A 25,829-nucleotide genomic window follows, 5' to 3' on the forward strand; every position below is an offset into this window, starting at 1 on the left:
GCCGTTGCCCGACTCGTTGCCGCCACCGCCGCCACCGGAACAGCCGGCCAGCCCGCCCGCCGCGACGACGCCGACCGCACCCGCCGACTTGAGGAATCGTCGGCGCGACGCGTTGGAGTCGCCGGTCTCGGTCCGTCGTGTCCGCTCGTCGTTTGGAGCCATACATTGTCAACTATTCTCCATAGTATTAATCTACCGACACCGATCGTCCACGGATCGCTGAAAAATACTCCATGGGGATGTGATCTCATCCTGAGATGCCCGATCCGATCTGCCGCGTTCGTAGTGGTTCCGATGCGGGCCGCTCGCTCGCTATCGCTGGTAGTTCATCGTCACGAACGCCTCGTCGTGCCCATCGACATCGGCCCGAACATCGTCGACCTCGAATCCAGCGCCTTCGTAGAATGGGACCAACCCCTCGCGACACCGAAGTTCGAGTACGTCGACGGAATCGAGGGCCGCCGTCTCGGTGACCGCTTCCATCAGTCGGGCACCGAACCCCTCGCCACGACGTGACTCGGCGACGACGACGTCGTAGACCTTCGCGTAGTAGACGAAATCCGTGAGGGTTCGTGCCGCCGCCACGAGTTCCCCCGCTTCCCGGAGGCCGACCGCGAGCGGGGTGTGTTCGAGCGCACGTTCGACGTTCGCACGGTCCCGGTCGGCCCACCACTCGAACCCGCGATAGAGTTCGAGGTAGTCGTCGGCGTCCTCGGGACCGAGCTCGACGATTGCGAGGTCGGTCATGGTGGTGCTCTCCGTGGAGACGACGTAGTTCTGGTGGCGCTCCGGAGTTCCCCATTCTGGCCGATCACACCAAATCATATCATGATCGAAGCAGCACGATTTGCGAATCCCGACACAAACGAGAGACCGCCTCCGCCCCACATCGGCCACATACCTCCCCAGCCGATTCGTTCCGCTCGTTCGCTTCGCTCACTCGCTTCACTCATCCCTCGCGCGAGTCGGCTTTCAGCCTCCCGCGCGCCGACAGCAGCCGTACTGCATTGGGTCGCCCACTCCCCTCCGGCGAGGGCGCTTACCACCCCTCGAATTTATAGCGTCGCGGCCGTTGCGATGTCTCATGAACGACCGACTCGACCAGGGGATCGCTTCCCGTCGAGCCGGCTCGCCGGTTCCGTTCCCGCCGAGTGGCCGCTGAGCCACTCGTCATCCCTTCGCACTCGACGGAACCGCACCGCGTTTAACCCATCACGGACACGACTACGTATGAGCGAACCGGAATCACAGGAACTCGGTATCACCGAATCGAAGGAGTACGCGACCGGCGAGTGGTTCGCCGAGGTCGTCAAGAAAGCGAAGCTCGCGGACTACGCCCCGATGGGCGGGTTCATCGTCACCCGACCCCGCGGCTACGCCCTCTGGGAGGGCATCCAGGACCACCTCGACGGCTGGTTCAAGGAGACGGGCGTCCAGAACGCCTACTTCCCGATGTTCATCCCCGAGAGCTACCTCGAACGCGAGAAGGACATCGTGGAGGGCTTCGACCCCGAGGTGGCGTGGGTCACCGAGGCGGGCAACGAGGAGCTCGACGAACGGCTCGCCGTGCGTCCCACCAGCGAGTCGATCATCACGCCCTTCATGAGCCAGTGGATCCGGAGCCACCGCGACCTCCCGATGCGGGTGAACCAGTGGTGTTCGGTGGTGCGCTGGGAGGCCACCGACACGAAGCCGTTCTTCCGCACGAAGGAGTTCCTCTGGCAGGAGGGCCACACCGCCCACCAGGACGGCGAGGCGGCGTGGGAGGAGACGATGCGCCGACTCGAACAGTACCGCCAGCTCCACGAGGAGGTGCTCGCGATGCCGGTGCTGGAGGGCCGCAAACCCGAACACGACAAGTTCCCCGGCGCGCACACCACGGCGGCCATCCAACCCCTCATGCCCGACGGCCGGGCGCTCCAGGCCGCCACCAGCCACTACCTCGGCGACGGGTTCGCGGAGGCGTTCGACATGACCTACGTCGACCGCGACGAGAACGAACACGTCGCCCACACCACCTCGTGGGGGCTGTCGTGGCGCGCGCTCGGCGGGATGGTGATGACCCACTCCGACGACCAGGGGCTCGTGCTCCCACCTGCGCTCGCCCCCGAACAGGTCGTCGTGGTGCCGATCTGGCAGGAGGACACTCAGGAAGAAGTGCTCGACTACGCCGCCGACCTCGCGGCCGAACTCGACGAGGCGGGTCTGCGGGTCGAACTCGACGACCGCGACGAGCGCAACCCCGGCTTCAAGTTCAACGAGTGGGAGCTCTACGGGGTCCCCCTCCGGATCGAGGTCGGCCCCCACGAAGTCGAGGACGGCGAGGCCACGCTGGTCCACCGCCCCGACGGCGAGTCCGTGGTCGAATCCCGGGACGGGATCGCGAGCACCGTCGAGGACCACCTCGACACCGTCTTCGCGAAGCTCTACGCCGCCGCCGAGGAGCACCTGGAGGGGAACATCCGCGAGGCCGAGAGCCGCAACGAGTTGTTGGGAACCATCGGCCAGCACGGCGGTTACGTCAGAACCGGGTGGTGTGGCGACGAGGCCTGCGAGACCGAGATCAAGGACCAGATCGCCGCCGAGATCGTGATGGTGCCACTCGACCGCGACGAGGAACCAATCCAGGAGACCTGTGCGATCTGTGGGGACGAGGCCACCGAGACGGCCTACTTCGCCAAATCCTACTGAACCGGCCCCGGACCCGCGGCCCCTTCGAGCGGCCCTGATGCATATGTATGGTATTAACAGACACTTATGCTTTCAGGGACAACCTCTTATTGGACACCACGGTATCCGGTGACATATGGCTACTCATCACCCCTCCGGAGAGGAGTCGGCGGCGACGCTCGTCGACCCCACGGAGGCGCGGTCGAACTGCGGTGTTGGCGTCGTGATGGATCTCGATGGCGGCTGTGACCACTCGGTGGTCGCCGACAGTCTCGACCTCCTCGCGAACCTCGAACACCGTGGCACGACCGGTGCGGAGGAGAACACCGGTGACGGCGCGGGGATCATGCTCCAGACGCCCCACGACTTCTTCGCCGACGAACTCGACGTCGACCTCCCCGAGACCTACGCCGTCGGTTCGGTCTTCTTCCCGCGCGACGACGCGGCCCGCCGGACGTTACAGGAGCTCTTCGAGGACCGTCTCGCCGACCACGGTCTTTCGGTGCGGCACTGGCGCGACGTCCCGACCGACAACGCGGACCTCGGCAAGACCGCCCTCGACGCCGAGCCCGATTCCGCCCAGGCGTTCGTCGTCCCGGACGACGACATCGGAACCGAGGCGTTCGACCACCGGCTCTACGTCGCCCGGCGGGCGGTCGAGCAGGCGGTCGCAGAGCGCGAGCCCGACGGCGAGGAGCGGTTCTACATCTGTTCGCTCGACCGGCAGACGCTGGTCTACAAGGGGCTCCTGAAGGGCGACCAGATCGCCGACTACTACCCCGACCTCACCGACGCGCGGATCCGTTCGACGTTCGTGCTGGTCCACGCTCGTTTCTCGACCAACACCCTCGGTGCGTGGCATCTCGCCCACCCCTACCGGAACGTGATCCACAACGGCGAGATAAACACCATCCAGGGCAACGTCAACTGGATGCGGGCGCGCGAGAACGACATCCGAACCGACGAGTTCGACATCGACGCCGTCCGACCCGTGATCGCCGACCCCGAGCAATCGGACACCGCGAGCGTCGACAACGCGCTCGAACTCCTCCTCCAGGGCGGGCGGGACTTGCCTCACGCGCTCCGCCTCCTGATCCCCGAGGCGTTCCGCGGCGAGGAACACCAGATGAGCGACGAGCGCCGGGCGTTCTACGACTACCACGCCTCGCTCTCGGAGCCCTGGGACGGTCCCGCCCTCGTCGCGGCCACCGACGGCGAACGCGTCGGCGCGGTGCTCGACCGGAACGGGTTCCGGCCCTGCCGGTACGACATCACGACCGACAACCGACTGGTGATGGCCTCGGAGGCCGGCGCGCTCGACCTCGACCCCGCGGAGATCGAGGAGCGCGGTCGGCTCGAACCCGGACAGCTCTTCGTCGCCGACCCGGAGGCGGGCCGGGTCGTTCCCGACGAGGAGGCCTTCGAGAGCCTCACCGACGAGAAGTACGCCGAGTGGGTCGGCGAGGAGCAGGTCCAGCTCGACGACCTCGCCGGCGACGCGGCCCACGAACACGCTGCACGCGACGCCGAGGAGGCGGTCGACGACCTCCGCTCCCACCAGGCGCTCTACGGCTACACCTACGACGAACTCGACAACCTGCTCGAACCGATGGCGACCAAGGGTAAGGACCCCGTGGGGTCGATGGGCGACGACACGCCACTCTCGGTGCTCTCGCAGTTCAACCGCCCGCTGTTCACCTACTTCCGACAGCTGTTCGCCCAGGTCACCAACCCGCCGCTGGACTACATCCGCGAGGAGCTGGTGACCTCGCTCGAAACCCGGCTCGGCAACCAGCACAACCTCCTCGGGGAGACACGCGCGCACGCCCGCCAGCTGGTCTCCGACTCGCCGATCCTCACCGACGCCCAGACCGAGGCGATCAAGTCGATGAACGGCGACGCCAACGGGTTGACGTCCGCGACCGTCGACATCACCTACGAGGCCGACGGCGACCTCGAAACCGCGGTCGAACGGGTACGCGAGGACGCCAGCGTCGCCGCCGACGACCACGACATCGTGGTGCTCTCGGACCGTGCGGCGAGCGAGTCCCGGAAGCCGATCCCGAGCCTGCTCGCGACCGCCGCGGTCCACCACCACCTCGTGCGCAACGGGCTCCGAAATCGAGCGGGGCTCGTTGTCGAGTCGGCCGACCCTAGAGCCGTCCACCACATTGCGACGCTCGTGGGCTACGGTGCGGGCGCGATCAACCCCTACCTCGCCTACCAGACCATCGCGGACCTCACCGCGGGCGGCGACGGTGCGGAGCTCGACGCCGCGATCGGGGCCTACATCGAGGCGCTCGAAGACGGGTTGTTGAAAACCATGTCGAAGATGGGGATCTCCACGGTCCAAAGCTACCAGGGCGCGCAGATCTTCGAGGCGGTCGGGGTGAATTCGGCGTTCGTCGCGGAGTACTTCGAGGGAACCCCCTCACGAACCGGCGGGATCGGTATCGAGGACGTCGAGGAGGACCTCGCGGACCGCCACACGGTCGCGTTCTCGGAGGACCCACAGATCGAACGCCAGGGCGAGTACGAACACCGCTCCGGCGGGATCTTCCACGAGTGGAACCCCAAGACCGTGGGCGCGCTCCAGCAGGCCGTCCGCCGTGGCGACTACGAGCAGTACGGCGAGTTCGCCGAGCTGATGAACAACCAGCAGGAACGCCTCCAGAGTCTCCGCGGCTTGCTCGAATTCGACTCCGACCGTGAGTCGGTCCCGGTCGACGAGGTCGAACCCGTCACCGAGATCGTGAAGCGGTTCTCGACGGCCGCAATGAGCCTCGGGAGTCTCTCGCCCGAGATGCACGAGAACAACGCGGTGGCGATGCACAGGTTGGGAGGGAAGTCGAACACCGGCGAGGGCGGCGAACCGCCCGAACGGTTCGGCACCGAGAAGGAGTGTAACGTCAAACAGGTCGCGTCGGGTCGGTTCGGGGTCACCTCCGAGTACCTCACCTCGGCCGACGAGCTCCAGATCAAGATGGCGCAGGGTAGTAAACCGGGTGAGGGCGGCCACCTCCCGGGCAAGAAGGTCAACGAGATGATCGCCCACGTTCGCCACGCCACTCCAGGTGTGGGACTCATCTCGCCGCCGCCGCTCCACGACATCTACTCGATCGAGGACCTGAAACAGCTGATCCACGACCTGAAGGCCGCGAACCCCGAGGCCGACATCAACGTCAAACTGGTCTCGGAGGCGGGGATCGGCACCATCGCGGCCGGGGTCGCGAAGGCCAACGCCGACGTGGTCCACATCTCGGGTCACTCCGGGGGGACGGGCGCGAGCCCGCGAACCTCGATCAAGAACGCGGGCGTCCCGTGGGAACTCGGCCTCGCCGAGACGAACCAGATGCTGCGGGAGACCCGCCTGCGCTCCCGGATCCGCGTCTCGACCGACGGCGGTCTGAAAACCGGAAGGGACGTCGCGGTCGCGGCACTGCTCGGCGCGGAGGAGTACATCTTCGGGACTTCGTCGCTCGTGACCTCGGGCTGTGTGATGGCTCGGCAGTGTCACGAGAACACCTGTCCCGTGGGCGTCGCGACCCAGCGCGAGGAGCTCCGCGAGCGCTTCTCGGGCGAGCCGGACCACGTCATCAACTACATGACGTTCATCGCCCAGGAGCTCCGCGAGCTAATGGCCGAGCTCGGCTTCACCACTGTGGAGGAGATGGTCGGCCGGCCGTCGTTCCTCGCCCAGCGCGAGGACGTCAGCCAGGAGAAGGCGCGGAAGGTCGACCTCTCGGCGGTGCTCGCCGAGCCCCGGAGCGACGGCGAGCCCGGCACCGAACGAACCAAGGTCAGGGAACAGACCCACGAGATCGACGAGCAGCTGGACCACGAGATCGTCGCCGACGCCGAGGAAGCGATCGAGGCGGGCCAGCCCGTCTCGCTGAACTACGACATCTCGAACGTCGACCGCGCGGTCGGCGCGCTGCTCTCGAACCGTATCTCGAGAGAACACGGTGGGTCGGGCCTCGGCGAGGACACCATCCGCCTGGGCTTCGACGGCACGGCCGGACAGAGCTTCGGGGCCTTCCTCGCCTCGGGCGTGACGATGGACCTCACCGGGACCGCGAACGACTACGTCGGCAAGGGGCTCTCGGGCGGCAAACTCGTGCTCGAAACCCCGCCCGACGCGGCCTACGAGGCCGCCGAGAACAGCCTGATCGGCAACGTCGCGCTCTACGGCGCGACCGAGGGCGAGGCCTACATCAACGGCAAAGCGGGCGAGCGGTTCGCGGTTCGGAACTCCGGCGTGACGGGCGTGGTGGAGTCGGTCGGCGACCACGGCTGTGAGTACATGACCGGTGGCGCCATCGCGGTGCTCGGGAGTACGGGCAAGAACTTCGCGGCCGGGATGAGCGGCGGGGTGGCCTACGTCCTCGACCCCGACGACGAGTTCGACGCGAAGGTGAACCACGGCATGGTGAGTACGAGCCGCGACCTCGACCGGAAGGACGAGGCGATGCTCCGCCGGCTGGTCGAGAACCACGTCGCCTACACCGACTCCGAGCGTGGCGCGGCCGTGCTCGACGACTGGGAGGACGTGAAGACGCAGTTCGTGAAGGTGATGCCCGACGCCTACGCCGACGCCATCGCCGAGCGCGAGGAGGCCGACGTCAGAACCCGACCGCCGGCCCAGGCGAGCGCCGCGAGCGGCGAGCAGCGCGTCGCCGAGGGCGGCGCGGACTGAGGGCGGATCGTCCGAACGGTTTCGAAACCAAATCCCGAACCGAAATAGCCTCGCTTTCGAAACCAGAATCGCGGTAAACCCCGAACCCCTATCGACCGACGTGACTCTCGAAACGACACTCACCGGTCTTCTCACCGACCCGGTCGTGGTCGCGGTGTGGGTCGTCCTCGTTGCATCGTCGCTCGCCGTTCTCGCGTGGGACCTCCGGACCAACAACCCCGAGACGGCCTCGCTGATGCAGTTCGCGTGGGGACTCTCGACGCTCTACTCCGGGCCGATCGCGCTCGGGGCCTACTGGTACACCGGCCGGTCACAGATCGCGGGCGACTCGCTCTGGCGGAAGGGTTTTCGTTCGGTCACCCACTGCTACTCGGGCTGTGGGGCGGGTGAAGTGGTCGGCGTGGTGACGATGGCGGGCGTGCTCGCGGTCTCCAGCACGGCGCTCACCGCGGCCGTGACGTTCTCGCTCGCTTACCTGTTCGGCTTCGCGCTCACCATCGGCCCGTTGCTCCAAGAGGGCGTCGGCTTCCGCGAGGCGCTCTCGGATTCGTTCTACAGCGAGACCGCGAGCATCACCGTGATGGAGGTCGCCGCCATCGGCACCGACATCTGGATCGCCGGGGACGCCCACATCGGCGACCTGCTCTTCTGGACGGGGCTCGCGTTCTCGCTCTCGGTGGGCTACTTCGTGGCCTACCCGGTGAACGTCTACCTGGTCCATCGCGGGGTCAAGGGTGGGATGCAGAACCCGACCGAACGCGGACAGACGGCATCGTGAGAACGCTCCCGCACCGCTCGACATCGTTTTGCGGCTTCGCCGTGCGTGTGTAGCCGTGAACGCACTCGTCATCGGCGGCACGCGCTTCATCGGCCGTCACACCGTCGCGGCACTCCTCGACCACGACTACGACGTCACCGTCTTCAACCGCGGGAACCACGAGATCCCGTTCGAGACCGTCGAGCACGTCGTCGGCGACCGGACCGACCCCGAAGCCCTCGAAGACGCGGCCCGGCGTACCGACCCCGACGTCGTGATCGACTGTGTGGCCTATCACCCCGACGAGGTCCGTCGCGCGGTCGAGGTGTTCGCCGACGTGAACGCCTACGTCGTGATATCGAGCGGTGCGGCCTACGGGGCCGATGAAATCCCCAAACGCGAGGACGAAACGCCGCTCCACGAGTGTACCGACGAGCAGGCGACCGACGACTCGTGGGAGACCTACGGCCCGCGAAAGGCCGAAATCGACCGTGTGGTTGCGGCCGCTGGCGAGGAGGGCATCAGCGCGATGAGCGTCCGCCCGCCCGTGGTCTACGGCCCACACGACTACACCGAACGCTTCGATTACTGGGTCGACCGCGTCGCAAACCACGACCGGGTGGTGGTCCCCGGCGACGGTGACAGCCTCCGGCACATGGTCTTCGTCGAGGACGTGGCGAGCGCGCTGGTGCGGGTGGCCGAAGACGGCGATCCGGGGGCGTCCTACAACGTCGGCGACCGCCGGCTTCCGGTCCTCGAAGAGTGGATCGAACTCGTCGCCGACGCGCTCGGGACCGAGGTCGAGGTCGTGACCGCGAACGAGCGCGAACTCGCCGCCGCCGACCTCGCGCCCGAGGACTTCCCGCTCCAGCTCGACTACCCGCACGTGCTCTCGACCGCGAAGCTCGCGGGGCTGGGTTGGGCGGCGACCCCGATCGAGGAGGCGCTCGCCGCGACCGTCGAGGACCACTGCAACTCCGAGCGCACCGGCCGCGAGAACGGTCCCGACCGCGCCGCCGAGGAGCGGGTGTTGGGCATCCTCGATACGATCTGACGGGGGCCGATTCCCGCGCTCGCGGTCGGGAACGTTATGCGCCACCGGGGATACCCGAGAACATGTTCGACAAATCGACGTGGATCCGCCTGCCGCGAAACGTCGTGGTGGGCCACGGCGTCCTCGACGAGACCACCGACGCCATCGCCGAGCTCCACCTCGGGGGCCAGCCCCTCCTCGTCACCTCCCCGACCGCCCGTGAGGTGGCCGCCGAACGCGTCGCGGCGTCGTTCGCCGCGGACGGCCCGGAGCCGGCGACGGTCGTCGTCGAGGAGGCGAGTTTCAGCGCCGTCGAGCGCGTCGTCGAGACCGCCCGTGAGGAGGACGCCGGCTTTCTGGTTGGCGTCGGCGGCGGCAAACCCATCGACATCGCGAAGATGGCGAGCGACACCCTCGAACTGGGGTTCGTCTCGGTGCCGACCGCGGCGAGCCACGACGGTATCGTCTCCGGTCGCGGTTCGGTCCCCGAGGGCGACACCCGTCACAGCGTGGCCGCCGAGCCGCCGCTGGCCGTGGTCGCCGATACGGGCGTGATCGCCGACGCGCCGTGGGAGCTCACTACTGCGGGCTGTGCCGACATCATCTCGAACTACACCGCTGTTCGGGACTGGCAGCTCGCCCACCGGCTCCAGAACGTCGAATACTCCGAGTACGCCGGCGCGCTGAGCCGGATGACCGCCGAGATGCTGGTCGACAACGCCGATTCGATAAAGCAGGGGCTCGAAGAGTCCGCGTGGGTCGTAGTGAAGGCCCTCGTCTCCTCGGGGGTCGCGATGTCGATCGCGGACTCCTCGCGACCCGCGAGCGGGGCCGAACACCTCTTCAGCCACCAGCTCGACCGCATCGCGCCCGGTGTGGCGCTCCACGGCCACCAAGTGGGAGTGGGTTCGATCCTCACCGAGTACCTCCACACCGGCGACGACGGCCGATGGCGGAACATCCGCGACGCGCTCGCCCGGATCGGCGCGCCGACCACCGCTGACGGCCTCGGTATCGACGACGAGGCGGTCATCGAGGCGCTCACGACCGCCCACGAGATCCGGGACCGCTACACCATCCTCGGCAACGGCGTGAACGAGCCCGCGGCGCGGGAGGTCGCCACGGTGACGGGCGTCATCTGAGCCGTTCGTTCCCGCGACGACGCCGATTACGCGTCGCTCATCCGGAGGATCGGTTTGATCGTCTCGCCGCTCTCGGACGCCGCGACCGCGTCCTCGATCGCCTCGAAGTCGTAGTACTCGACGAGTTCGTCGAACGGGAACCGTCCCTGCCGGTAGAGCTCGACGAGGGTCGGGATGAACTCCTTCGGGTACGAGTCGCCCTCCGCGACGCCGCGAACGGACCGACCGGTGGTGACGAAGTCGTTGACATCGAGGCTCACCTCGGTCCCGAGTGGCGGTGCGCCGACCACGCCAACGGTGCCGAGCTTCGCTAGCGAGTCGAACGCCTGTTTGAGCACGTCGGTGACGCCCGTCGACTCGACGGCGTAGTCCGCGCCGCCGTCGGTCGCCTCGCGGACGGTTTCGACGACGTCGGCGACCGATTCAGGATTCACCGTCGTCGTCGCCCCGAGCTTCGCCGCGAGGTCGAGACGGTTGTCGAAGAGGTCGACCGCGACGATGGTCGTCGCACCGACCACCTGTCCGGCCATCACCGCACTGAGCCCGACCGTTCCGGCACCGAAGACCACGAGCGACGAGCCGGAGTCGACGTCGAGCGAGTTCATCACCGCGCCCGCACCGGTCTGGACGCCACATCCGAGCGGCCCCGCCAGCTCCAGCGGTATCCCCTCCGGCACGGGGACGACGTTCTCCTCGTGGGCGATGGCGTGGGTGGCGAACGAGGACTGGCCGAAGAAGTTCGCGCCGATCGGTTCGCCGTCGCTGTGTATCGGCGACGAGCCGTCCTCGAAGCGTTCCCCGCCGAAGTTGTGCTCGAAGAACGAGTCACAGTAGGCCACGTCCTTGCTCCGACAGTTCGCACACGTATCGTCGTAGTCGAACGTGAGCCCGACCCTGTCGCCGGGTTCGACGTCCGTGACTTCGTCGCCGACGGCCTCGACGACACCCGATCCCTCGTGGCCGAGGACGACGGGTGGTTCGGGCGGGTAGTTCCCGTCCCGAACCGTGAGGTCGGTGTGACAGATGCCAGCGCCGACGATCCGCACGAGCACCTCGTCCGCGCGGGGGTCGTCCAGCGTCACGCGCTCGATCTCGAACGGTCCACCGGTTTCGTTGACGACCGCAGCTTCGATCTCCATCGCACCGTGTACTTACCGCCGAGCGGTTTTGTGGATTACCCTTCGAGGTGCTCTCCGTGGGCGACCGGTGAGCCGGCCCTCGCGGACGTCCCAGCGACGACGAGCGCCGAGCGTCGACGTCGCGCTACAGCGTGTTGAGGAGATTCGCGAGCGTGGCGAGGTCGTACTGACCCGGTGCGGTCGCCTCGCCGGGGTCGACGGGCGCGTAGGCGATCCGCGAGCCGTACTGGGGTGCGACCGCCCGTGAGTGCCGTCCCACCTCTCCCATCGCCATCGTCGCGACCGCGTGCCCCGCCGTGTCGATCTCGTCGGTCACCGCGAGCAGTGCGAGCACGTCCTCGCGGCTGTCGGCCGTGATCGCGAGCTTCCCCACGTCGCCGTGGTCGACCGCGCTCGTGAGCGTCTCCCGCATCGAGACCCGCGACGGGGTTCCCGAGAAGTCGTGGGCCGAGACGATCACCTCGACTCCGTTCTCGCGGGCGTGGTCGATCACCGAATCCGCCTCGTCGACCGCCGCGAGTTCGACGTCGACCGCCTCCACTAGGGAATGCTCGACGGCGCGTTCGAGCGCCGCGAGCCGTCCCTCGGCCTCGGCCTCGCCGCCCTCCTCGACCGTTCTGTTCGTCGCGATGAGTGGGAGGTCGCCGTCGTACGCGCCGAGCGCGTCGAGCGGGCTCTCGGCGAGGTCCATCCGGAACTCGACGGCGTCGGCGTGCTCGCGGGCCGCCGGCTCGTCGGCGAGGTCGGCCGTGGCCGCCGCGAGGACCGGGGTCTCGAAGTTCATGCTCTCAGCTCAGTCCGACCCGCCGAAAACTCGTTCGGCTGTTTCTCGTCACTGGAGGCGCAGCATCCGGCGTACTCGATGAGATGACCCGGACTGTGCGGTTGCGTGAGTGCATTCACCGCGAACGAGCGGAGTGAGTGAGCGGGCCAAGGAACCCCCGGAGGGGTGACGCAGGCTTTTGATCCACATTTTGCCAGGGAGCGAGTGAACGAAGTGAACGAGCGACCGCAGCAAAAGGTGGGATGGACTCGCCGGGATTTGAACCCGGGGCCTCTTCCTTGCGAAGGAAGCGATCTGCCACTGATCTACGAGCCCGCATCCCTCAGTACCCGGGCGGTCGGTTTGTAACTTGCGTTCTGTGCCGGGGTTTGTTCGTTCCGAGCAACCCCAGCCGACCGCTCACCAGCCCGAGCAGGAAGCCGGTGAAGTGGGCGACCAGCGCGACGCCCGGTGACCCGGTGAACACCGTGACGAGCACCGCGAGCACGCCGAAGACCACCAACTGGACGCGTCGGTTGAGGCCGAGGCGGTCGAGCACGGAGTTCGAGACCGGGTTGCCCGTGACGAGGTAGCCGAGCAGCGCGAAGATCGCCGCGCTCGCGCCGAGCACGCCGCTCCCGGTGAGGAAGACCTGGCTGAGGCCCGCTATCACGCCCGTCGTGACGAAGAAGGCGTGATACCGGACCCGCGAGGTGAACGACTCGATCGCGAGCCCCACCGGCAGGAGTACGAGCGCGTTCCCGAGCAGGTGGGCGAGGTTCGCGTGGGCGTAGACGCTCGTCACCAGCGACCACGGCCGAACGAGGAAGGACGGGCTCAACACGAAGAAGAAGCTCATCAGCCCGACCAACTGCAGGACCTGCTGGACGACGAACACGACCCCCATCACCGCGAGGGTCTGGAGGGTCGGGCTGTCGGCGAACCCGCGCATAGCCCCAGTTGTCACTCGCGGTAGAAAACTGCACGGGTCGGACGAAAAGCGCGACGCGCCGAACTCAGTCCTCGAGGACGATCTCGATCGAGACGTCGTTCGGCACCTGGATCCGCATGAGCTGGCGGAGCGCGCGCTCGTCGGCGTCGAGGTCGATCAGCCGCTTGTGGACCCGCATGTTCCAGTGGTCCCACGTCGCGGTCCCTTCACCGTCGGGTGATTTCCGCGCCGGGACTTCGAGCTGCTTGGTGGGGAGCGGGATCGGCCCGCTGAGGTTGACCCCCGTCTTGGTGGCGATCTCGCGAACGTCGTCGCAGATGTCATCCAGGTCTTCCGGGCTGGTGCCGGCCAGACGGACGCGCGCCTGCTGCATTATTTCTGGTTGACCGAGAGCACTTTGCCGGCGGCGATGGTCTGACCCATGTCGCGGATGGCGAAGCTCCCGAGCTCGGGGATCTCGGAGGACGGCTCGATGCTGAGCGGTTTCTGGGGGCGGACGGTGACGACCGCTGCGTCACCCGACTGGATGAAGTCGGGCTCCTCTTCGGCGACCTCGCCGCTGGCGGGGTCGATCTTCGAGTCGATCGACTCGATGGTGCAGGCCACCTGCGCGGTGTGGGCGTGGAACACGGGCGTGTAGCCCGCGGTGATCACGCTCGGGTGCTGCATCACGACGACCTGGGCCTGGAAGGTCTCGGCGACCTTCGGCGGGTCCTCGGCTGGACCACAGACGTCGCCACGGCGGATGTCGTCCTTACCGATGCCACGGACGTTGAACCCGACGTTGTCGCCGGGGCCGGCCGAGGGCACTTCCTCGTGGTGCATCTCGACACTCTTGACCTCGCCGGAGGCGTCCGAGGGCTGGAAGGAGACGTTGTCCCCGCCCTCGATGGTGCCGGTCTCGACGCGGCCGACGGGCACGGTACCGATGCCCGAGATGGTGTAGACGTCCTGGATCGGGAGTCGGAGCGGTGCGTCCGTGGGCGGCTGGGGCTCGGGCAGGTCGTTGAGTGCCTCGAGCACCGTCTCGCCGTCGTACCACGGCGTGTTCTCGGAGTCCTCGGCGATGTTGTCGCCCTCGAAGGCCGAGACGGGGATGAAGCCCGCGTCCTCGGTCGAGAAGTTGACCTGACCGAGCAGGCCTTTGACCTCTTCGACGGCCTCGTGGTAGCGACTCTCCTCGTAGTCGACCAAGTCCATCTTGTTGATGGCGACGATGAGCTGGTCGATACCGAGCGTTCGGGCCAGGAAGACGTGCTCCTGGGTCTGCGGCTGGACGCCGTCGTCAGCCGCCACGACGAGCACGGCGTTGTCGGCCTGGCTCGCGCCCGTGATCATGTTCTTCACGAAGTCGCGGTGGCCAGGGGTGTCGACGATGGTGAAGTAGTACTGGTCCGTGTCGAACTCCTGGTGGGCGATGTCGATGGTGACACCGCGCTCTCGCTCCTCGGCGAGGTTGTCCATGACGTAGGCGAACTCGAAGCCACCCTTGCCCTGGGCCTCGGCCTCCTCTCGCTGCTGTTCGATGACGTGCTCGGGGACGTTCCCGGTCTCGTAGAGGAGGCGTCCGACGAGCGTGCTCTTGCCGTGGTCGACGTGGCCGATTACGGCCAAGTTCTGGTGCGGTTTATCTGCCATTGGTAACTCACGCGCAGGTAGCGCTGTATCGGATGCCTACTGTGTTTCGAGTTAAAACGATTGCGGTATTTCGCGACCGCGGATCCGGCGATGCCGGGTGGCTTGGTACGCCTCAGCACGGTTTCCGATCCGTGCTCGAAACCACCCCCGCTCAGGAGAGCCGACCCACGTCCGCGAGCACTGCCGACGCCGTCTCGCGTCCGCCCGCGCCGCGCCCGCTGAGGTTCAACTCCCCGGCGTGCTCGGTCTGGAGCTGCACGATGTTTTTGGTGCCCGAGACCGCGAGGGTGCCGTTCGTGGGGACGAGCCGCGGCCCGACGCGCACCGACGGGCTGCCGTCGCCGACCACCACTTCGCCCACCAACCGGATCGTCCGGCCGTCTTCGGCGGCCAGCGAGAGCGCGTTCGGGGTGATCTCGGTGATCCCCACCACGTCGGCGTCGGCGAGGGTGGCCCCCGCGTCGCTCAGGACGTTCGCGAGGATCACACACTTGAGCGCGGCGTCGGTGCCGTCGACGTCGAAGGTGGGGTCGGTCTCGGCCACGCCGAGGTCCTGGGCCTCAGAGAGCACGTGTTCGTAGCCGAGCCCCTCGGCCGCCATCCGCGAGAGGATGAAGTTCGCGGTCCCGTTGAGCACGCCACGGGCCGCGGTGACGTTTCCGGGACCGAGGTCGGCCACCGTCGAGAGCACCGGGATCGCGCCGCCGACGGTCGCCTCGAAGAGGGCCTCGCCCTCGCTCTCGCGCTCGGCGGCTCGGAGGTCGGCGTAGCGCTCGGCGACCGGGCCCTTGTTCGCCAGTACGACGTGGGCGTCCCGCGCGAGCGCGCGCTCGACGTGGGTGAACCCGGGGTCGGCGTCGCCGAGGGTCGTGGGAGTTGCCTCGACGAGCACGTCGTAGTCGGCCTCGGGGAGGCTCGCGGGCTCGTCGTCGCCCACGGTTCCCTCCTCGGTCTTCCGGGCGAGAACCGCCTCGACGTCGATCCCGTTCGGGTCCGCGACCGCGCTCGTCGAGTCGCTGAGCGCGGTGACGCGGTGGCCGTAGGCCCCGGCGAGTTCGCAGACCGCGCGGCCGACCGCCCCACAGCCCGCGACCGCGACCCTCATCGGTCGGTCCCCGGGAGCGGTTCGATAACGAGGAGATCCTTCTCGTCGGCGACGGCGTGGACGGTTTCGAGCACGCGGTCGCGCTCGCCGGTCTGGGTCGCGAGCCGGATCCGGGCGCTCGACGGTTCGCTGGTACCGTCGGTGGCCGAGAGCGCGACGTCGGCGACCGAGGCGCTGGTGCCGTCGAGTCGCGAGAGGGTATCCGAGAGGTCGGTCTCGACGAGGTCGCCGACGAAGACGATCGAGAGCTCCTCGCCGTAGCGCTCCGCGCCGGCCTGGATCACGTTGACGTCGCCCTCGCGGAGCGCCGAGACGATGGTCTCGAAGCGCTCGGGCGTGGCTTCGAGGTCGACCTCGACGGGGACCCGTCCGCGAGGGGTCAGCGAGCCGCGCTCGTGGAAGATCGAGAGGAGGTTCCCGCCGTTCTCGGCGATCGGCGAGAGCGCGCTGAGGAGTTCGCCGGGTTCGTCGACGAGTTCGAGCCGGACGGTGTAGGCCGAGGCCGACGGCGACGGCTCGCTCATCGAGCGCTCACCACCGACGAAACGAGGCAGTTCATGCCGGTGGTCGTACAGCAGCGGTGATAAATCCCACACTCTCCGCTCAGTGGGACGGCTATCGAGTGCCGAAACGGCGGTCCCGCCGGCCGCCGTGCGGCGGTGCGGCGGCCGCGTTGCGGTTGCGGTGCTTGGCGTCTCGGCGGTTGCGGCAGTGGTGCGGTCCTGGTGGATGAAGGGCGAGCGCGACCGGAGGGAGCGCGAGGGCTTCGGCGGAGGCGGGTGCATTGCTGTGCGGAAATGTGAGTGGTTGTACCGCGAGCGAACGCGAAGCGTGAGCGAGCAGCCTTTTTAGTCCAGGTTTTTGCGAGGAGTGGTTCGCCGGAGGCGAACCCGACGAGGAAAAAAGTGGGGCCGGATTACCTGACTCGGACGATCCCCGAGCGGATCACCCGATGGTTCGGGATGATGAACTCCTCGGTGTCGTTCTCGACGTGGATCGCGAAGACGTCGATCTCTTGGACGATCCCGTCCATCCCGTCGATCCGGACCTCGTCACCGATCGAGACGGGTTCGGAGAGCAGGAGGTAGAAGCCGGCGGCGCTCGACGCGAGGAGGTCCTTGCACGCGAGCCCGCCGAGGAAGACGAGGCCGAAGGCGTAGGCTGCGAAGAGCACGAGGAGGGCGTCGTCGGCGACGTCGAGCTGGCCCAGCGCGACCAGCACCGCGACGAAGACGATGCTGTACTTGATGAGCTCGGGGATCAGTCCGGCATCGGGGAGTTTGACGTTCCGGAGGCGTTCGGAGGCGAGGAGTTCGGCGCGGTCGGCGAGCACGAGCCCGAAGATAACCACGAGCGCCGCGACGAGTAGCTGCGGGAGGAAATCGATGAACCGACTGAGATAGAGGGTGGCGTCGAGGATGGACGAGACGGTGAGCGCGAGCACGAGGAACACGATGAACACGAACAGCGCCACTACCCCCGCGAGCACGGAGACGGTCGAGGTGCCGAGCCGTTGGGCGGCCCGGTCGGAGGTGGTCCCCTCGACGGCGTCCTCGACGCCGACCGCGATCAGGACCTGGCCGGCGAGCCGGTCGACGAGGTAGCTCACCAGTACGCCCACGATCAGCACACCGACGACCAGCACGAGGCTGATCCGTCCCGAGAGGAGGTTTCCGATCAGGGTTCCGAGGTTCGCCATCAGTAATCCTCCGGGTCGATCTCGAGCACCAGCTCGCCACCCTTGAACGCCCGCACCAGCCTATCGCTCTCGCTCAGCGCCACCGCGATGGCGTTGGTATCCCGCGTGACCGAGGCCGCCGCCATGTGGCGCGTGCCGAGCCCCTTCGGGATGTCGACACCCTCGCCGTGGGCTTCGAGATAGCGGTAGGCCGAGACGATCTTCCCCGCGTCGCTGATCACGAACGCGCCGTCGAGTCGCGTGAACTCCTTGACCATCACGTCCACGATCGGGTCGCCGACGTGGACGTGGGACTTCTCGAACGGGTTGTACGAGAGCGGTCGGGACTTGTTCATCACCTTGCCGGCGTCGCCGACGACGAACAGCGCGCCGACGGGTTCGCCCTTCTGGCCCTTCTGGCCAAGCTCGACCGCGACGTCGATCACGGCGCTGATCACGTCGGGGTCGGCTCGGGAGTTCGTGAGGAGGTCGTAGGTGCCGAGCGGTTCGAAGTCGCCGACGCGCACGCGGGTCACGTTGTCGATGGTCTCGTCGAAGAGCTTCGTCGCACACACGATCTCGTCGCCCTCGGCGACGTAGCCCTCGTCGGTCGCACCCTCGATCCCGAACCGGATCCGCTCGGCAACGTCGACGAACTCCAGGGGCAGCTCCACGAACCGCTCCGCGCCGACGTCGTTCTCGTCCGCACACACCACCACGTCGACGTCGTCGACGTCGAGGGACCGCTCGTAGTAGGCCGCGCTCGGGGAGAACAGCACCACCGTCTCGGCCCCCTCGACCACGTCATCGAGGAGGGCGCGCAGGGTCGCCATTGGTCGATACGGGTCTCTCGCGGCGCAAAAAGGTTGTGACACCGCGGTCCGCCAATTTCCGTTCCACGGGCTCTTCACGCCCGTTCTCCGTGGTCCCGCCCACCACCGCACCGAAACGTACACGGTCTTCCATACTCGTTTGATTGCGAGAGCTAATGCGGGTGTATGCAACGACGCCGATTCCTCACCGGCGTGGCGAGCGGCGGAGCCGTGGGAGTGCTGGCCGGCTGTATGGGGGCGGGCGAGGGCGTCGACGCCCGACGTGTGACGGTCAACGCCATGTATACGTTCGACGGGGTGCTCTCGCTCCCCGTTTCCCTCGGGCGAGCCGGTAGGACTGAATGGCTCCACGTCGAGGTGACCGTAGAGCACTATGACTGTTCGCGCGGGAATCGTCGGGGCGGGTGGCATCGCAGGGATGGGTATCCTCGGGATGGACGACGAGAGGACGATCGGGCGCGAGAAGAGCACCGCCAGCCACGCCGGTGGCTACGCGGCCACCGACGGGATCGAGCTCGTGGCGGTCGCCGACGTCGACGACGAGACCCTCGCGCGGTTCGGAGAAACGTGGGAGATCCCCCAAAGCAGACGGTACGCGAGCCACGAGGCCATGCTGGCCGAGGAGGACCTCGACGTGGTCTCGGTCTGCACCCCGTCGTTCCTCCACCATCGCCACGTCCGCGACGCAGCGCGGTCGGCCGCGGATCCCGACGTGATCTGGTGTGAGAAACCGGTCGCGTCCTCGGTTTCCGACGCGAACGAGATGGTCGAGGTCTGTGCGGAGACCGACACCGAACTCCTCGTGAACCACTCCTTCCGGTTCACCGAGAAGCTCCAGCGACTCCGGGCGCTCCTCCGCGAAGAGGACCTCGTCGGCGAGGTCAGGGCCGTAAACGCACAGTTCCGGATGGAGCTCCTCCGGAACGCGACCCACCTCCTCGACACGCTCGTCTATCTCCTCGATGCACGCGCCGAGACCGTCGCGGGCCACATCACCGGGGTCAACGAGGCCGTCGACTCCCTCGACGCCGGGCAGGACGTCGACGATTCCGGCGGCGGCGGGTTCGTGGTACTGGACGACGGAACGTTCACGACCGTCGACTGTACGGTGCCCCGCGACATCTCCTCGATGTCGTTTCAGATCACCGGGACCGAGGGGAAGCTCTACCTCAACAACGACGACGGCGAGTGGCGCTACTGGCGGCTCGACGACGGCGAGCACGTCGAAGCCCCGCTGCCGGGTATCGAGGACGCCTGGACCTGGGACGAGGACTACCGGCGGGCGTTCCCGAACGCCGCCGAACACGTCCTGGCGCTCGCGAACGGCGACGCCGAAAACCACTCGACCGGCGCGGAGGCCACGCGTTCGCTCGAAATCATCGTCGGGTTCTACCTCTCGCACTACACCGGCGGCCAGGTCAGTGTGCCGTTGGACCGGCCGCTCCGCGATGTGGAGATCACTTCTTGGTGAGTTGTTGGAGGCAGTACTGGCCTGACCTAAGTTAGATGTGCTCGCTCACTCCGTTCACTGTGCGTGAGTGGGGAGCTAGCAATTCTACCGCGAGCGACCGGAGGGAGCGAGCGGGCCAAGGAACCCCCGAGCGGAGCGAGTGGGGTGACACAGTCTGCGTGAGTGGAACGAACGCAGGCTCGGCAGAGCGTCGCTCTGCCGGTGGCTTTTGATCCACATTTTGCCAGGGAGGCCGCTTCGCGGCCGACCGCAGCAAAAGGTGGAGTGGGACCGGATTTGAACCGGAGCCGGACGTGCTCGCTCACTCCGTTCGCTGCGCGCGACCGGCAGGGTTCAAATCGGTCCTGCTCGTTCGTTCCGTCCGCTCGCTCCGCTCGCGTCCGTCACTCACTGCGCGGGACCGGATTTGAACCGGCGGACCTCTACAGGACAGCGTCCTAAGCGCTGCGCCGTTTCCTGGCTTGGCTACCCGCGCGCATTCCCGAGTTCCCGCGAGGCGGAAAAGAACTTATCGGCTCAGTCGACCAGCCGACTCTTGATCGCCTCGCCGAGACTCGAATCCTCGTCGATCTCGTCGAGGGCTTCGAGTTCGTCGCCGACGCCGATCTCCCCGCCCTCGACGACGCTCGCACAGATGCCGCCGCGTCGGTTCTTGAGCGCCTTCGCCACGCCCTCCTCGTCGGTGACCTGCTCGACGTGGGCGCAGGGCGGGCGCGGGCGGGTGCCCTCGAAGACCGTCTCGCCCACTCTGAACTGTTTGTCGAGCAGGTCGTGGACCGAGACGCCGCTGGTGACGATGTTCCGCCGGTGGCGGCCGTCCGAGAGGTCGATGTCGTACTCCTCCCTGATCTCCTCGATGGCCTCGCTCTCGATGAAGGTGACTTCGCACTCGTCCATCCCGGAGTAGTAGCCCGTCCCCGTCATGTAGCGGTCGCCGCGGAGTCCCTGGCGCTCGACGGCCTCGATCCCCTCGACCTCGTTCATCGGCGCGGAGCCCTCGTCCGTGGTGAAGATCGTCTCGACGGTGGCCATACCCGGATCTGCATCGCGGTTCACATAGCCCTTCCCCACGAGATTTACGTCTCGGAGCCGTAGTGCGGATATGTACCGGGCGCGCGACGAACGCGACAATCGCGAGTGGCTCGCCGAACTCGATTCGGCGGCCGACGCGCTCGACCTCGACCCCGCGACCCGCGACCGCGCGGCCGACCTCTTCCTCTCGACCGCGCCCGAGAACGACCGCTCGAAACCCGCCGCGCTGGCCGCGAGCGTCTACGCCGCTGGGCTGATCGCGGGCGACCGCCGCTCACAGACCGCGGTCGCCGAGACGGTCGGCGTCGCGCGGCTCACGATCCAGAACCGGTGGCGCGACCTCCTCCGCGAGGCGGGGCTCGACCCGCCGGCGTGGTAGTTCGGAGAACTACTCCGGTCGAGGGCGGCCCTCGCGTTCGGGTGTGAGATTGCCGTGGGCGTCGATCTCGCCGCGGACGATCCGGGTGCTCGAAACGATGTCGCCGTCCTCGGCCGCGAGGTGGTCGACCACCTCGATGTCGAGCGGGTCGAGCCCCGCTTCCGCCCGGCGCTCGTTCACCGCCTGCCCGCCGTTCTCGGTCTCGGGCGAGACCACGAGCACGTCGAAGTCCTCCTCGGCGGCGATCCCGGTCGGCTCGTCGAGCCGCCGGATCTCGTACTCCCGGTCGTGCTCCTCGGCGAGCGTCGCGAGTTCGGCGTCGAGGTCCGCCCGGCGCTCCTCGAACGGCCGGACGTAGCGCTCCTCGTGTCTCGTCTCTCGGGCGAGGTCGTCGCTCGTCAGCCCCACGGTGACGTCGCCGCGCTCGAACGCGTGGTCGAACAGCCGTCGATGGCCGTCGTGGATCGGGTCGAACGTGCCGCCGAGCGCGACCTTCATGCCCGCCAGTCAGCCGCGGGCGGCTTAGTGGCTTCGCTCCTCACCGCTCGTCGCCGTCGTCCCGCTCGACCGGGATCGTCACCGGCTCGCTGCGTTCGCGCTCCGGGAACGACCGGCCGCCCAGCCCGCCGAGCCGGAACCGCTCGTCGATCGCGTTCTGGATCCGGCCGAGCGCCACGTCGAGCGCTTCCTCCGGGGCGATCGCGGTGTAGCGCTCGCCGTTGCCCGTTCCCACGCGGCGCTCGACGACTCCCTCGGCTTCGAGGTCGTCGAGCACTCGCTCGACGGTGGTCGGATAGAGTCCCGTCTCCTCGGCGAGCGCTTCCGCCGTCGAGTCCGGGCGCTGCCGGAGACCGACGTACACCTGGGTGCGCTTGTCGGTGTCGAACGCGGCAGAGAGCACGTCGACGACCCCCTCGGCGTCCGGCTCGGGACGGGCGGTGCCCCGCTGACGGTCGAGCTCCGCCCGCAGGTCGGCGGGTTCGACGTCCGACGGTTCGTCCTCGGGTGGATCCGGGTCGTCGGTGGACATGACTACCGAGAGCCGCTCGTCGAGTAAAAGCCTTGTTCACAGCATGAGCGCGGCACAGACGCCATCGAGCCCATCGGATTCGAGAAGCCGGCGCTGTCTCGCCGCGCCGCTTTCGGCGGCCGCGACGCGCGCGATCCCGTCGACGCCGAGCCGGTCGGCTTCGCGCTCGACCGCTTCCGTGAGCCCTATCGTGCCGGTCCCGTCGCGGTCGATGAACGTCGCGTCGTGGCCGTACCGAAGCGCACGCCACTTGTTCTCGTCGAGGAGTTCGCGCCGGAGCGGCGGCGCGCCCGAACCGTCCCCCGAGCGGTAGGTCGCCCACGGGTCCGCCGTGCGTTCGTATCGCTCCACGAGGTCCAACACGAGCGCGTGGACGTACTCCACGAACGCGAAGACAACCTCGGGGTCGGCCTGCCCGTCGGGGGCGCGAACCTCCACGGTGCCGTTCTCGGTGTGCGGGCGGACGTCATACCAGAGCTCGCCGCGGTCGTTGATCGACCCGCGTTCGACCATGAGCCGCTCGAAGTCGCGATACGCCGCGAAATCGCGGAACGCTGTCGGGACCCCGGTGTTCGGGAGGTTCTCGAAGATCTTCGCGCGCGCGGAGGCGAGCCCGGTGTCGAAGCCGTTCCAGTAGGGCGAGTTCGCCGAGAGCGCGAGCATCACGGGCAGGAACCAGCGGATCTCGTTCGCGATCCAGGTGGCCTTCTCGGCGTCGTCCACCCCCACGTGGACGTGGATCCCCGCCGTCGTATTGCGATGCTGTGGATACTGAATCCTGTCCAGCTGGGCGCGATACCGTGGCTTCTCGGCGTGTTCGAGCTCGCGCCACTTCGCCGCCGGGTGGAGGCCCGCCGCCGCGATACCATACCCGTGTGATTCGGCGTGCTCGACCAGCGCCGCCCGCACCTCGTGGAGCTTCTCGTGGGCCTCGTCGAGGTCCGCACACGTCGGGGTCTGGGTCTCGATGACGCACTTGAAGAGTTCGTGGTCGAGGCGGCCGTCGAGGATCGGGGGCGGGTCGGTCTCGTAGACGAGTTCGTCGGTGCCCGACGTGGGCCGACCGCGCTCGTCGACGACGTAGAACTCCTCTTCGATCCCGACAGTCCCCATCCGAGTGAAGTTCTCGGCCGAACCCACGTCCATTGCGCCGAGATACCTGCTCACCGGATTAAAACCCCACCTTTTGCTGCACTCGCTCGTTCGCCTTCGGCTCACTCGCTCGCTGGCAAAATGTGGATCAAAAGCGCTGCGCGCTCCCGTTGGTCGCGCTTGCGCCCGCTCACTCACTTCGTTCGCTCGCGGTACAATCCCCTACTCCCGCACCAGCACAGGCACCGCCGAAGCCCTCACTCGCTCCGCTCGTTCGCCCTTCATCCACCAGGAGAGCGGTGCTCTCCTGAGCCTCGGCTCGCTTACGCTCGCCGAGACACCAGGCCCACACCGCAACCGCACCGCTGGCGGGCGGCCAGCGCCGCGAAAAATCCCGCCTTCGGCCTACGACGTGACGATCTCGATCTCGTGGCCGTCGGGCCCCTTCGTGAACGCGTAGTTGTGGTCGCAGGACTCGGGATCTCGGTAGTCCTCGGCCTCGCGGGTCATCAGGGTCTCCCAGGCGTCGTCGAGGTCGTCCGTCCGAACCGCGACGTGGCCCCACGCGTCGCCCATCTCGTAGGACCGTCCATCGTAGTTGTAGGTGAGCTCGACGCTCATCGCCTCCTGTGGGCTGTCGCGCGGCGCGACGAAGTAGTTCGCGAAGGAGTCGGCCTCCCACTTGCCCTCGGGCTGGGTCTCGTACTCGAACTTGCGAGCCCAGAAGCCGATCTGCTGGTCGGCGTCCTCGACACGCATCATGGTGTGGTCGAGGCTCCACTTCGCGCCGTAGTCCCGTTTGACGATCTCGATCTCGTGGCCGTCCGGGTCCTTCACGAAGGCGTACTTGTTGTCACAGGACTCGGGGTCTCGGTAGTCCTCGACACCCTCGTTCATGAGCTCGTCGTACGAGGACTGGAGCTCGTCCTCCGGGACTCGCACCGCGATGTGACCCCACGCGTCGCCCATCTCGTAGGAGCGCCCGTCGTGGTTGTAGGTGAGTTCGAGCAGCGCGCCGTCCTCGTGGACGTCCGTTGGTCCAAGAAAGACGTTGGTGAAGCTGTCGGCCTCCCAGCGGCTCTTCTCCTCGTAGTCGAGATGGGTCGTGTACCAGTCGATGCTCTCGTCCAGGTCCTCGACGCGCATCATGGTGTGGTCGAGCGTTCCGTCCATACCCTCGCTTGGGGTCCGCCCCTCGAAAAACCTACTGTGACATCGTACCGCACAAACCCCCGACCCGTGCCCTCACTCACGCGACGCCGACAGCCAACGCTGCCCCGACGAGCGCCAGTCGAGAACGCCCAATCCGACCAACAGCACCGCTCCGATCGGTACCGCGACGTAGCCTTCCGCCGTCCAGAACCCGAGCGCGAACGTGAGCTGGCTCAGCCCCGCGACTACGAGCAACCCGTCCGTCACCCGTCGGTCCTCGTAGGAACCGAGCAGGCTACTCGCGAGCGCCAGCAGCCACAGCCCCACGCTGGTCGGCCACGCCAGCAGGCGCTGGGGGAGGATGGAGAAGACGCTCGCGAACGGGAGGAAGTCGGGGACCGCCCGCGAGAGATACGCCGGCAGCGTGACGAAGTTCCCGGTATAGCTGAGGAGTCCGGCGGAGAAGTAGGCCTCCTGACCGCCGGGATAGAACAGGACGACCCAGGGCACGAGTCCAACGACGACGACCGCGAGCACGCGTCGCCGGTCGCGGCTCATCGCCGTGCGACGATCCGGAGGACGTCCTCGTCGGCGAGTTCGTGTTCTCTCCCTACCTGCTGGTCGTCGTGTTTCGCGCTCGGGCCGCTCACCCGCGCGAACCGGAACCGGTCGTCGAGGTCCCCGCCGAGCTTCTTCGCCGCGTCGCCGACCGTCTGCCCCGCCTTGAGCACCAGCGGCTCCTCGTAGTCGGGTCCGCGCCCCGGTTTGTCCATGTAGACCCGGATGAGATCGAGCCCCTGCCAGATCTCCTCGCGGAGCGCGTCGAGGCCCTTCTCCTCCTCGGCGCTGATGAACACCGCCTCCTCGGGGTCGATGTCGTGTTCGCGAAGCTCCCGGTTCACGGTTTCGAGGTAGTCCTGGTCGATCAGGTCGGCCTTGTTGACCGTCACCAGCGAGGGGAGGTAGACCCGGTTTTCGAGGATCCCGTCGAGCAGGAGGTCCAGATCCACCGACTCCGTGATGGCGACGTCGGCGTTGACGTAGCCGCGCTCGCGGAGGACCTCCCGAACCGTGTCGGGTTCCAGGTCGACCTCGGGTCCCAGCGTGACGTCGATCCCTCCCTTCCCTTTCGGGGTGATCCGAACCCGCGGCGGCCGGGTATCGAGTCGAATTTTGTTCTCGTAGAGGTCGCGTCGGAGGGGTTCGTACCGGTCGATCTCGAACACCGAGAGCACGAACACCACGAGGTCAGCGGTTCTGATAACCG

The 25,829-nt window shown here is 67.5% G+C and carries 24 protein-coding genes and 2 tRNA genes; 7 read left to right on the forward strand and 19 right to left on the reverse strand.

Going from position 1 to position 25,829, the window contains the following annotated elements:
* Positions 1-312: 312 nt before the first annotated feature.
* On the reverse strand, positions 313-747 hold the full coding sequence (locus D3261_RS17485) for a GNAT family N-acetyltransferase (RefSeq protein ID WP_120074589.1): 435 nt from the start codon (positions 745-747) through the stop codon (positions 313-315).
* A 483-nt stretch (positions 748-1,230) separates the two neighbouring features.
* On the opposite strand from D3261_RS17485, the gene proS reads away from it, so the two are divergent.
* The 5 genes from proS to D3261_RS17510 all read left to right on the forward strand — a co-directional run bounded on the left by proS (position 1,231) and on the right by D3261_RS17510 (position 10,298).
* Positions 1,231-2,691: a proline--tRNA ligase gene (gene proS, locus D3261_RS17490; RefSeq protein ID WP_120074591.1), complete on the forward strand. Its 1,461-nt coding sequence runs from the start codon at positions 1,231-1,233 to the stop codon at positions 2,689-2,691.
* Between the two features lie 115 nt (positions 2,692-2,806).
* Positions 2,807-7,366: a glutamate synthase large subunit gene (gene gltB, locus D3261_RS17495; protein WP_120074593.1), complete on the forward strand. Its 4,560-nt coding sequence runs from the start codon at positions 2,807-2,809 to the stop codon at positions 7,364-7,366.
* Between the two features lie 100 nt (positions 7,367-7,466).
* A complete protein-coding gene (locus D3261_RS17500) occupies positions 7,467-8,144 on the forward strand; it encodes a DUF4396 domain-containing protein (protein ID WP_120074595.1) in 678 nt (225 codons plus the stop codon).
* 55 nt (positions 8,145-8,199) lie between these two features.
* Positions 8,200-9,177: an NAD-dependent epimerase/dehydratase family protein gene (locus D3261_RS17505; protein WP_120074597.1), complete on the forward strand. Its 978-nt coding sequence runs from the start codon at positions 8,200-8,202 to the stop codon at positions 9,175-9,177.
* A gap of 62 nt (positions 9,178-9,239) precedes the next feature.
* On the forward strand, positions 9,240-10,298 hold the full coding sequence (locus D3261_RS17510; RefSeq protein WP_120074599.1) for an NAD(P)-dependent glycerol-1-phosphate dehydrogenase: 1,059 nt from the start codon (positions 9,240-9,242) through the stop codon (positions 10,296-10,298).
* 26 nt (positions 10,299-10,324) lie between these two features.
* Here D3261_RS17510 and D3261_RS17515 read toward each other — a convergent pair whose 3' ends face one another.
* The 10 genes from D3261_RS17515 to dacZ all read right to left on the reverse strand — a co-directional run bounded on the left by D3261_RS17515 (position 10,325) and on the right by dacZ (position 18,406).
* Positions 10,325-11,437: an NAD(P)-dependent alcohol dehydrogenase gene (locus D3261_RS17515; RefSeq protein WP_120074601.1), complete on the reverse strand. Its 1,113-nt coding sequence runs from the start codon at positions 11,435-11,437 to the stop codon at positions 10,325-10,327.
* 124 nt (positions 11,438-11,561) lie between these two features.
* Positions 11,562-12,221 (reverse strand): type I 3-dehydroquinate dehydratase, encoded by a 660-nt coding sequence (locus D3261_RS17520; RefSeq protein ID WP_120074603.1) that lies wholly within the window; start codon positions 12,219-12,221, stop codon positions 11,562-11,564.
* Positions 12,222-12,464: 243 nt separating this feature from the next.
* Positions 12,465-12,536: transfer RNA gene (locus D3261_RS17525), tRNA-Ala, on the reverse strand.
* A gap of 7 nt (positions 12,537-12,543) precedes the next feature.
* Positions 12,544-13,152 (reverse strand): rhomboid family intramembrane serine protease, encoded by a 609-nt coding sequence (locus D3261_RS17530; protein WP_120074605.1) that lies wholly within the window; start codon positions 13,150-13,152, stop codon positions 12,544-12,546.
* A gap of 64 nt (positions 13,153-13,216) precedes the next feature.
* Complete coding sequence (gene rpsJ / locus D3261_RS17535; protein ID WP_199694056.1) at positions 13,217-13,528, reverse strand: 30S ribosomal protein S10; 312 nt, start codon at positions 13,526-13,528, stop codon at positions 13,217-13,219.
* Entirely contained in the window at positions 13,525-14,790 is a 1,266-nt protein-coding gene (tuf, locus tag D3261_RS17540; protein WP_120074607.1) for a translation elongation factor EF-1 subunit alpha, read from the reverse strand. Before tuf ends, rpsJ begins: the two co-directional genes overlap by 4 nt.
* Positions 14,791-14,941: 151 nt before the next feature.
* Positions 14,942-15,895, reverse strand: coding sequence for a homoserine dehydrogenase (locus tag D3261_RS17545; protein WP_120074609.1), 954 nt, complete (start codon positions 15,893-15,895; stop codon positions 14,942-14,944).
* Positions 15,892-16,419, reverse strand: a complete 528-nt coding sequence (locus D3261_RS17550; protein ID WP_120074611.1) for an amino acid-binding protein — start codon at positions 16,417-16,419, stop codon at positions 15,892-15,894. Before D3261_RS17550 ends, D3261_RS17545 begins: the two co-directional genes overlap by 4 nt.
* A 392-nt stretch (positions 16,420-16,811) precedes the next feature.
* Positions 16,812-17,594 (reverse strand): mechanosensitive ion channel domain-containing protein, encoded by a 783-nt coding sequence (locus D3261_RS17555; protein ID WP_120074613.1) that lies wholly within the window; start codon positions 17,592-17,594, stop codon positions 16,812-16,814.
* Positions 17,594-18,406, reverse strand: coding sequence for a diadenylate cyclase DacZ (gene dacZ / locus D3261_RS17560; RefSeq protein WP_120074615.1), 813 nt, complete (start codon positions 18,404-18,406; stop codon positions 17,594-17,596). The genes D3261_RS17555 and dacZ overlap by 1 nt, the downstream gene beginning before the upstream one ends.
* Before the next feature lie 373 nt (positions 18,407-18,779).
* Here dacZ and D3261_RS17565 point away from each other — a divergent pair, with 373 nt between their 5' ends.
* Positions 18,780-19,877 carry a Gfo/Idh/MocA family protein gene (locus D3261_RS17565; protein WP_120074617.1) on the forward strand — a complete coding sequence of 366 codons (1,098 nt, stop codon included), beginning with the start codon at positions 18,780-18,782 and terminating at the stop codon, positions 19,875-19,877.
* Positions 19,878-20,268: 391 nt separating this feature from the next.
* On the opposite strand, the gene D3261_RS17570 is transcribed toward D3261_RS17565, so the two are convergent.
* Both D3261_RS17570 and D3261_RS17575 read right to left on the reverse strand, forming a co-directional pair.
* Positions 20,269-20,352, reverse strand: a tRNA-Leu gene (locus D3261_RS17570).
* A 41-nt stretch (positions 20,353-20,393) separates the two neighbouring features.
* Positions 20,394-20,909 carry an MOSC domain-containing protein gene (locus D3261_RS17575; RefSeq protein ID WP_120074619.1) on the reverse strand — a complete coding sequence of 172 codons (516 nt, stop codon included), beginning with the start codon at positions 20,907-20,909 and terminating at the stop codon, positions 20,394-20,396.
* Positions 20,910-20,979: 70 nt separating this feature from the next.
* On the opposite strand from D3261_RS17575, the gene D3261_RS17580 reads away from it, so the two are divergent.
* Complete coding sequence (locus tag D3261_RS17580; protein ID WP_007691748.1) at positions 20,980-21,288, forward strand: hypothetical protein; 309 nt, start codon at positions 20,980-20,982, stop codon at positions 21,286-21,288.
* Between the two features lie 9 nt (positions 21,289-21,297).
* On the opposite strand, the gene D3261_RS17585 is transcribed toward D3261_RS17580, so the two are convergent.
* The 6 genes from D3261_RS17585 to D3261_RS17610 all read right to left on the reverse strand — a co-directional run.
* A complete protein-coding gene (locus D3261_RS17585; protein WP_120074621.1) occupies positions 21,298-21,786 on the reverse strand; it encodes a phosphopantetheine adenylyltransferase in 489 nt (162 codons plus the stop codon).
* Positions 21,787-21,826: 40 nt separating this feature from the next.
* Entirely contained in the window at positions 21,827-22,318 is a 492-nt protein-coding gene (locus tag D3261_RS17590; protein WP_120074623.1) for a helix-turn-helix domain-containing protein, read from the reverse strand.
* A gap of 36 nt (positions 22,319-22,354) precedes the next feature.
* Positions 22,355-23,464, reverse strand: a complete 1,110-nt coding sequence (locus D3261_RS17595) for a glutamate--cysteine ligase (protein ID WP_120074625.1) — start codon at positions 23,462-23,464, stop codon at positions 22,355-22,357.
* 351 nt (positions 23,465-23,815) lie between these two features.
* Positions 23,816-24,583 (reverse strand): VOC family protein, encoded by a 768-nt coding sequence (locus D3261_RS17600; RefSeq protein WP_120074627.1) that lies wholly within the window; start codon positions 24,581-24,583, stop codon positions 23,816-23,818.
* Positions 24,584-24,655: 72 nt separating this feature from the next.
* Complete coding sequence (locus tag D3261_RS17605) at positions 24,656-25,120, reverse strand: hypothetical protein (protein ID WP_120074628.1); 465 nt, start codon at positions 25,118-25,120, stop codon at positions 24,656-24,658.
* Positions 25,117-25,829, reverse strand: a 713-nt coding sequence (locus D3261_RS17610) for a TGS domain-containing protein (protein WP_120074630.1), incomplete at its 5' end; no start/stop codon positions are given. The genes D3261_RS17610 and D3261_RS17605, both read right to left, overlap by 4 nt.

This window comes from Halococcus sp. IIIV-5B, from assembly GCF_003602035.1.
Lineage (GTDB): Archaea > Halobacteriota > Halobacteria > Halobacteriales > Halococcaceae > Halococcus > Halococcus salsus.

What these genes read in the sequence shown, in the direction of transcription:
- D3261_RS17520 (WP_120074603.1), bottom strand. Translation starts at nt 12,221, where the DNA reads ATGAACTTCGAGACCCCGGTCCTCGCGGCGGCCACGGCCGACCTCGCC.
- D3261_RS17545 (WP_120074609.1), bottom strand. Translation starts at nt 15,895, where the DNA reads ATGAGGGTCGCGGTCGCGGGCTGTGGGGCGGTCGGCCGCGCGGTCTGC.
- D3261_RS17590 (WP_120074623.1), bottom strand. Translation starts at nt 22,318, where the DNA reads ATGTCCACCGACGACCCGGATCCACCCGAGGACGAACCGTCGGACGTC.
- tuf (WP_120074607.1), bottom strand. Translation starts at nt 14,790, where the DNA reads ATGGCAGATAAACCGCACCAGAACTTGGCCGTAATCGGCCACGTCGAC.
- D3261_RS17555 (WP_120074613.1), bottom strand. Translation starts at nt 17,594, where the DNA reads ATGGCGAACCTCGGAACCCTGATCGGAAACCTCCTCTCGGGACGGATC.
- D3261_RS17595 (WP_120074625.1), bottom strand. Translation starts at nt 23,464, where the DNA reads ATGGACGTGGGTTCGGCCGAGAACTTCACTCGGATGGGGACTGTCGGG.
- D3261_RS17585 (WP_120074621.1), bottom strand. Translation starts at nt 21,786, where the DNA reads ATGAAGGTCGCGCTCGGCGGCACGTTCGACCCGATCCACGACGGCCAT.
- D3261_RS17485 (WP_120074589.1), bottom strand. Translation starts at nt 747, where the DNA reads ATGACCGACCTCGCAATCGTCGAGCTCGGTCCCGAGGACGCCGACGAC.
- D3261_RS17580 (WP_007691748.1), top strand. Translation starts at nt 20,980, where the DNA reads ATGTACCGGGCGCGCGACGAACGCGACAATCGCGAGTGGCTCGCCGAA.
- D3261_RS17530 (WP_120074605.1), bottom strand. Translation starts at nt 13,152, where the DNA reads ATGCGCGGGTTCGCCGACAGCCCGACCCTCCAGACCCTCGCGGTGATG.
- dacZ (WP_120074615.1), bottom strand. Translation starts at nt 18,406, where the DNA reads ATGGCGACCCTGCGCGCCCTCCTCGATGACGTGGTCGAGGGGGCCGAG.
- D3261_RS17510 (WP_120074599.1), top strand. Translation starts at nt 9,240, where the DNA reads ATGTTCGACAAATCGACGTGGATCCGCCTGCCGCGAAACGTCGTGGTG.
- D3261_RS17600 (WP_120074627.1), bottom strand. Translation starts at nt 24,583, where the DNA reads ATGGACGGAACGCTCGACCACACCATGATGCGCGTCGAGGACCTGGAC.
- gltB (WP_120074593.1), top strand. Translation starts at nt 2,807, where the DNA reads ATGGCTACTCATCACCCCTCCGGAGAGGAGTCGGCGGCGACGCTCGTC.
- D3261_RS17605 (WP_120074628.1), bottom strand. Translation starts at nt 25,120, where the DNA reads ATGAGCCGCGACCGGCGACGCGTGCTCGCGGTCGTCGTCGTTGGACTC.
- proS (WP_120074591.1), top strand. Translation starts at nt 1,231, where the DNA reads ATGAGCGAACCGGAATCACAGGAACTCGGTATCACCGAATCGAAGGAG.
- D3261_RS17575 (WP_120074619.1), bottom strand. Translation starts at nt 20,909, where the DNA reads ATGGCCACCGTCGAGACGATCTTCACCACGGACGAGGGCTCCGCGCCG.
- D3261_RS17515 (WP_120074601.1), bottom strand. Translation starts at nt 11,437, where the DNA reads ATGGAGATCGAAGCTGCGGTCGTCAACGAAACCGGTGGACCGTTCGAG.
- D3261_RS17550 (WP_120074611.1), bottom strand. Translation starts at nt 16,419, where the DNA reads ATGAGCGAGCCGTCGCCGTCGGCCTCGGCCTACACCGTCCGGCTCGAA.
- D3261_RS17565 (WP_120074617.1), top strand. Translation starts at nt 18,780, where the DNA reads ATGACTGTTCGCGCGGGAATCGTCGGGGCGGGTGGCATCGCAGGGATG.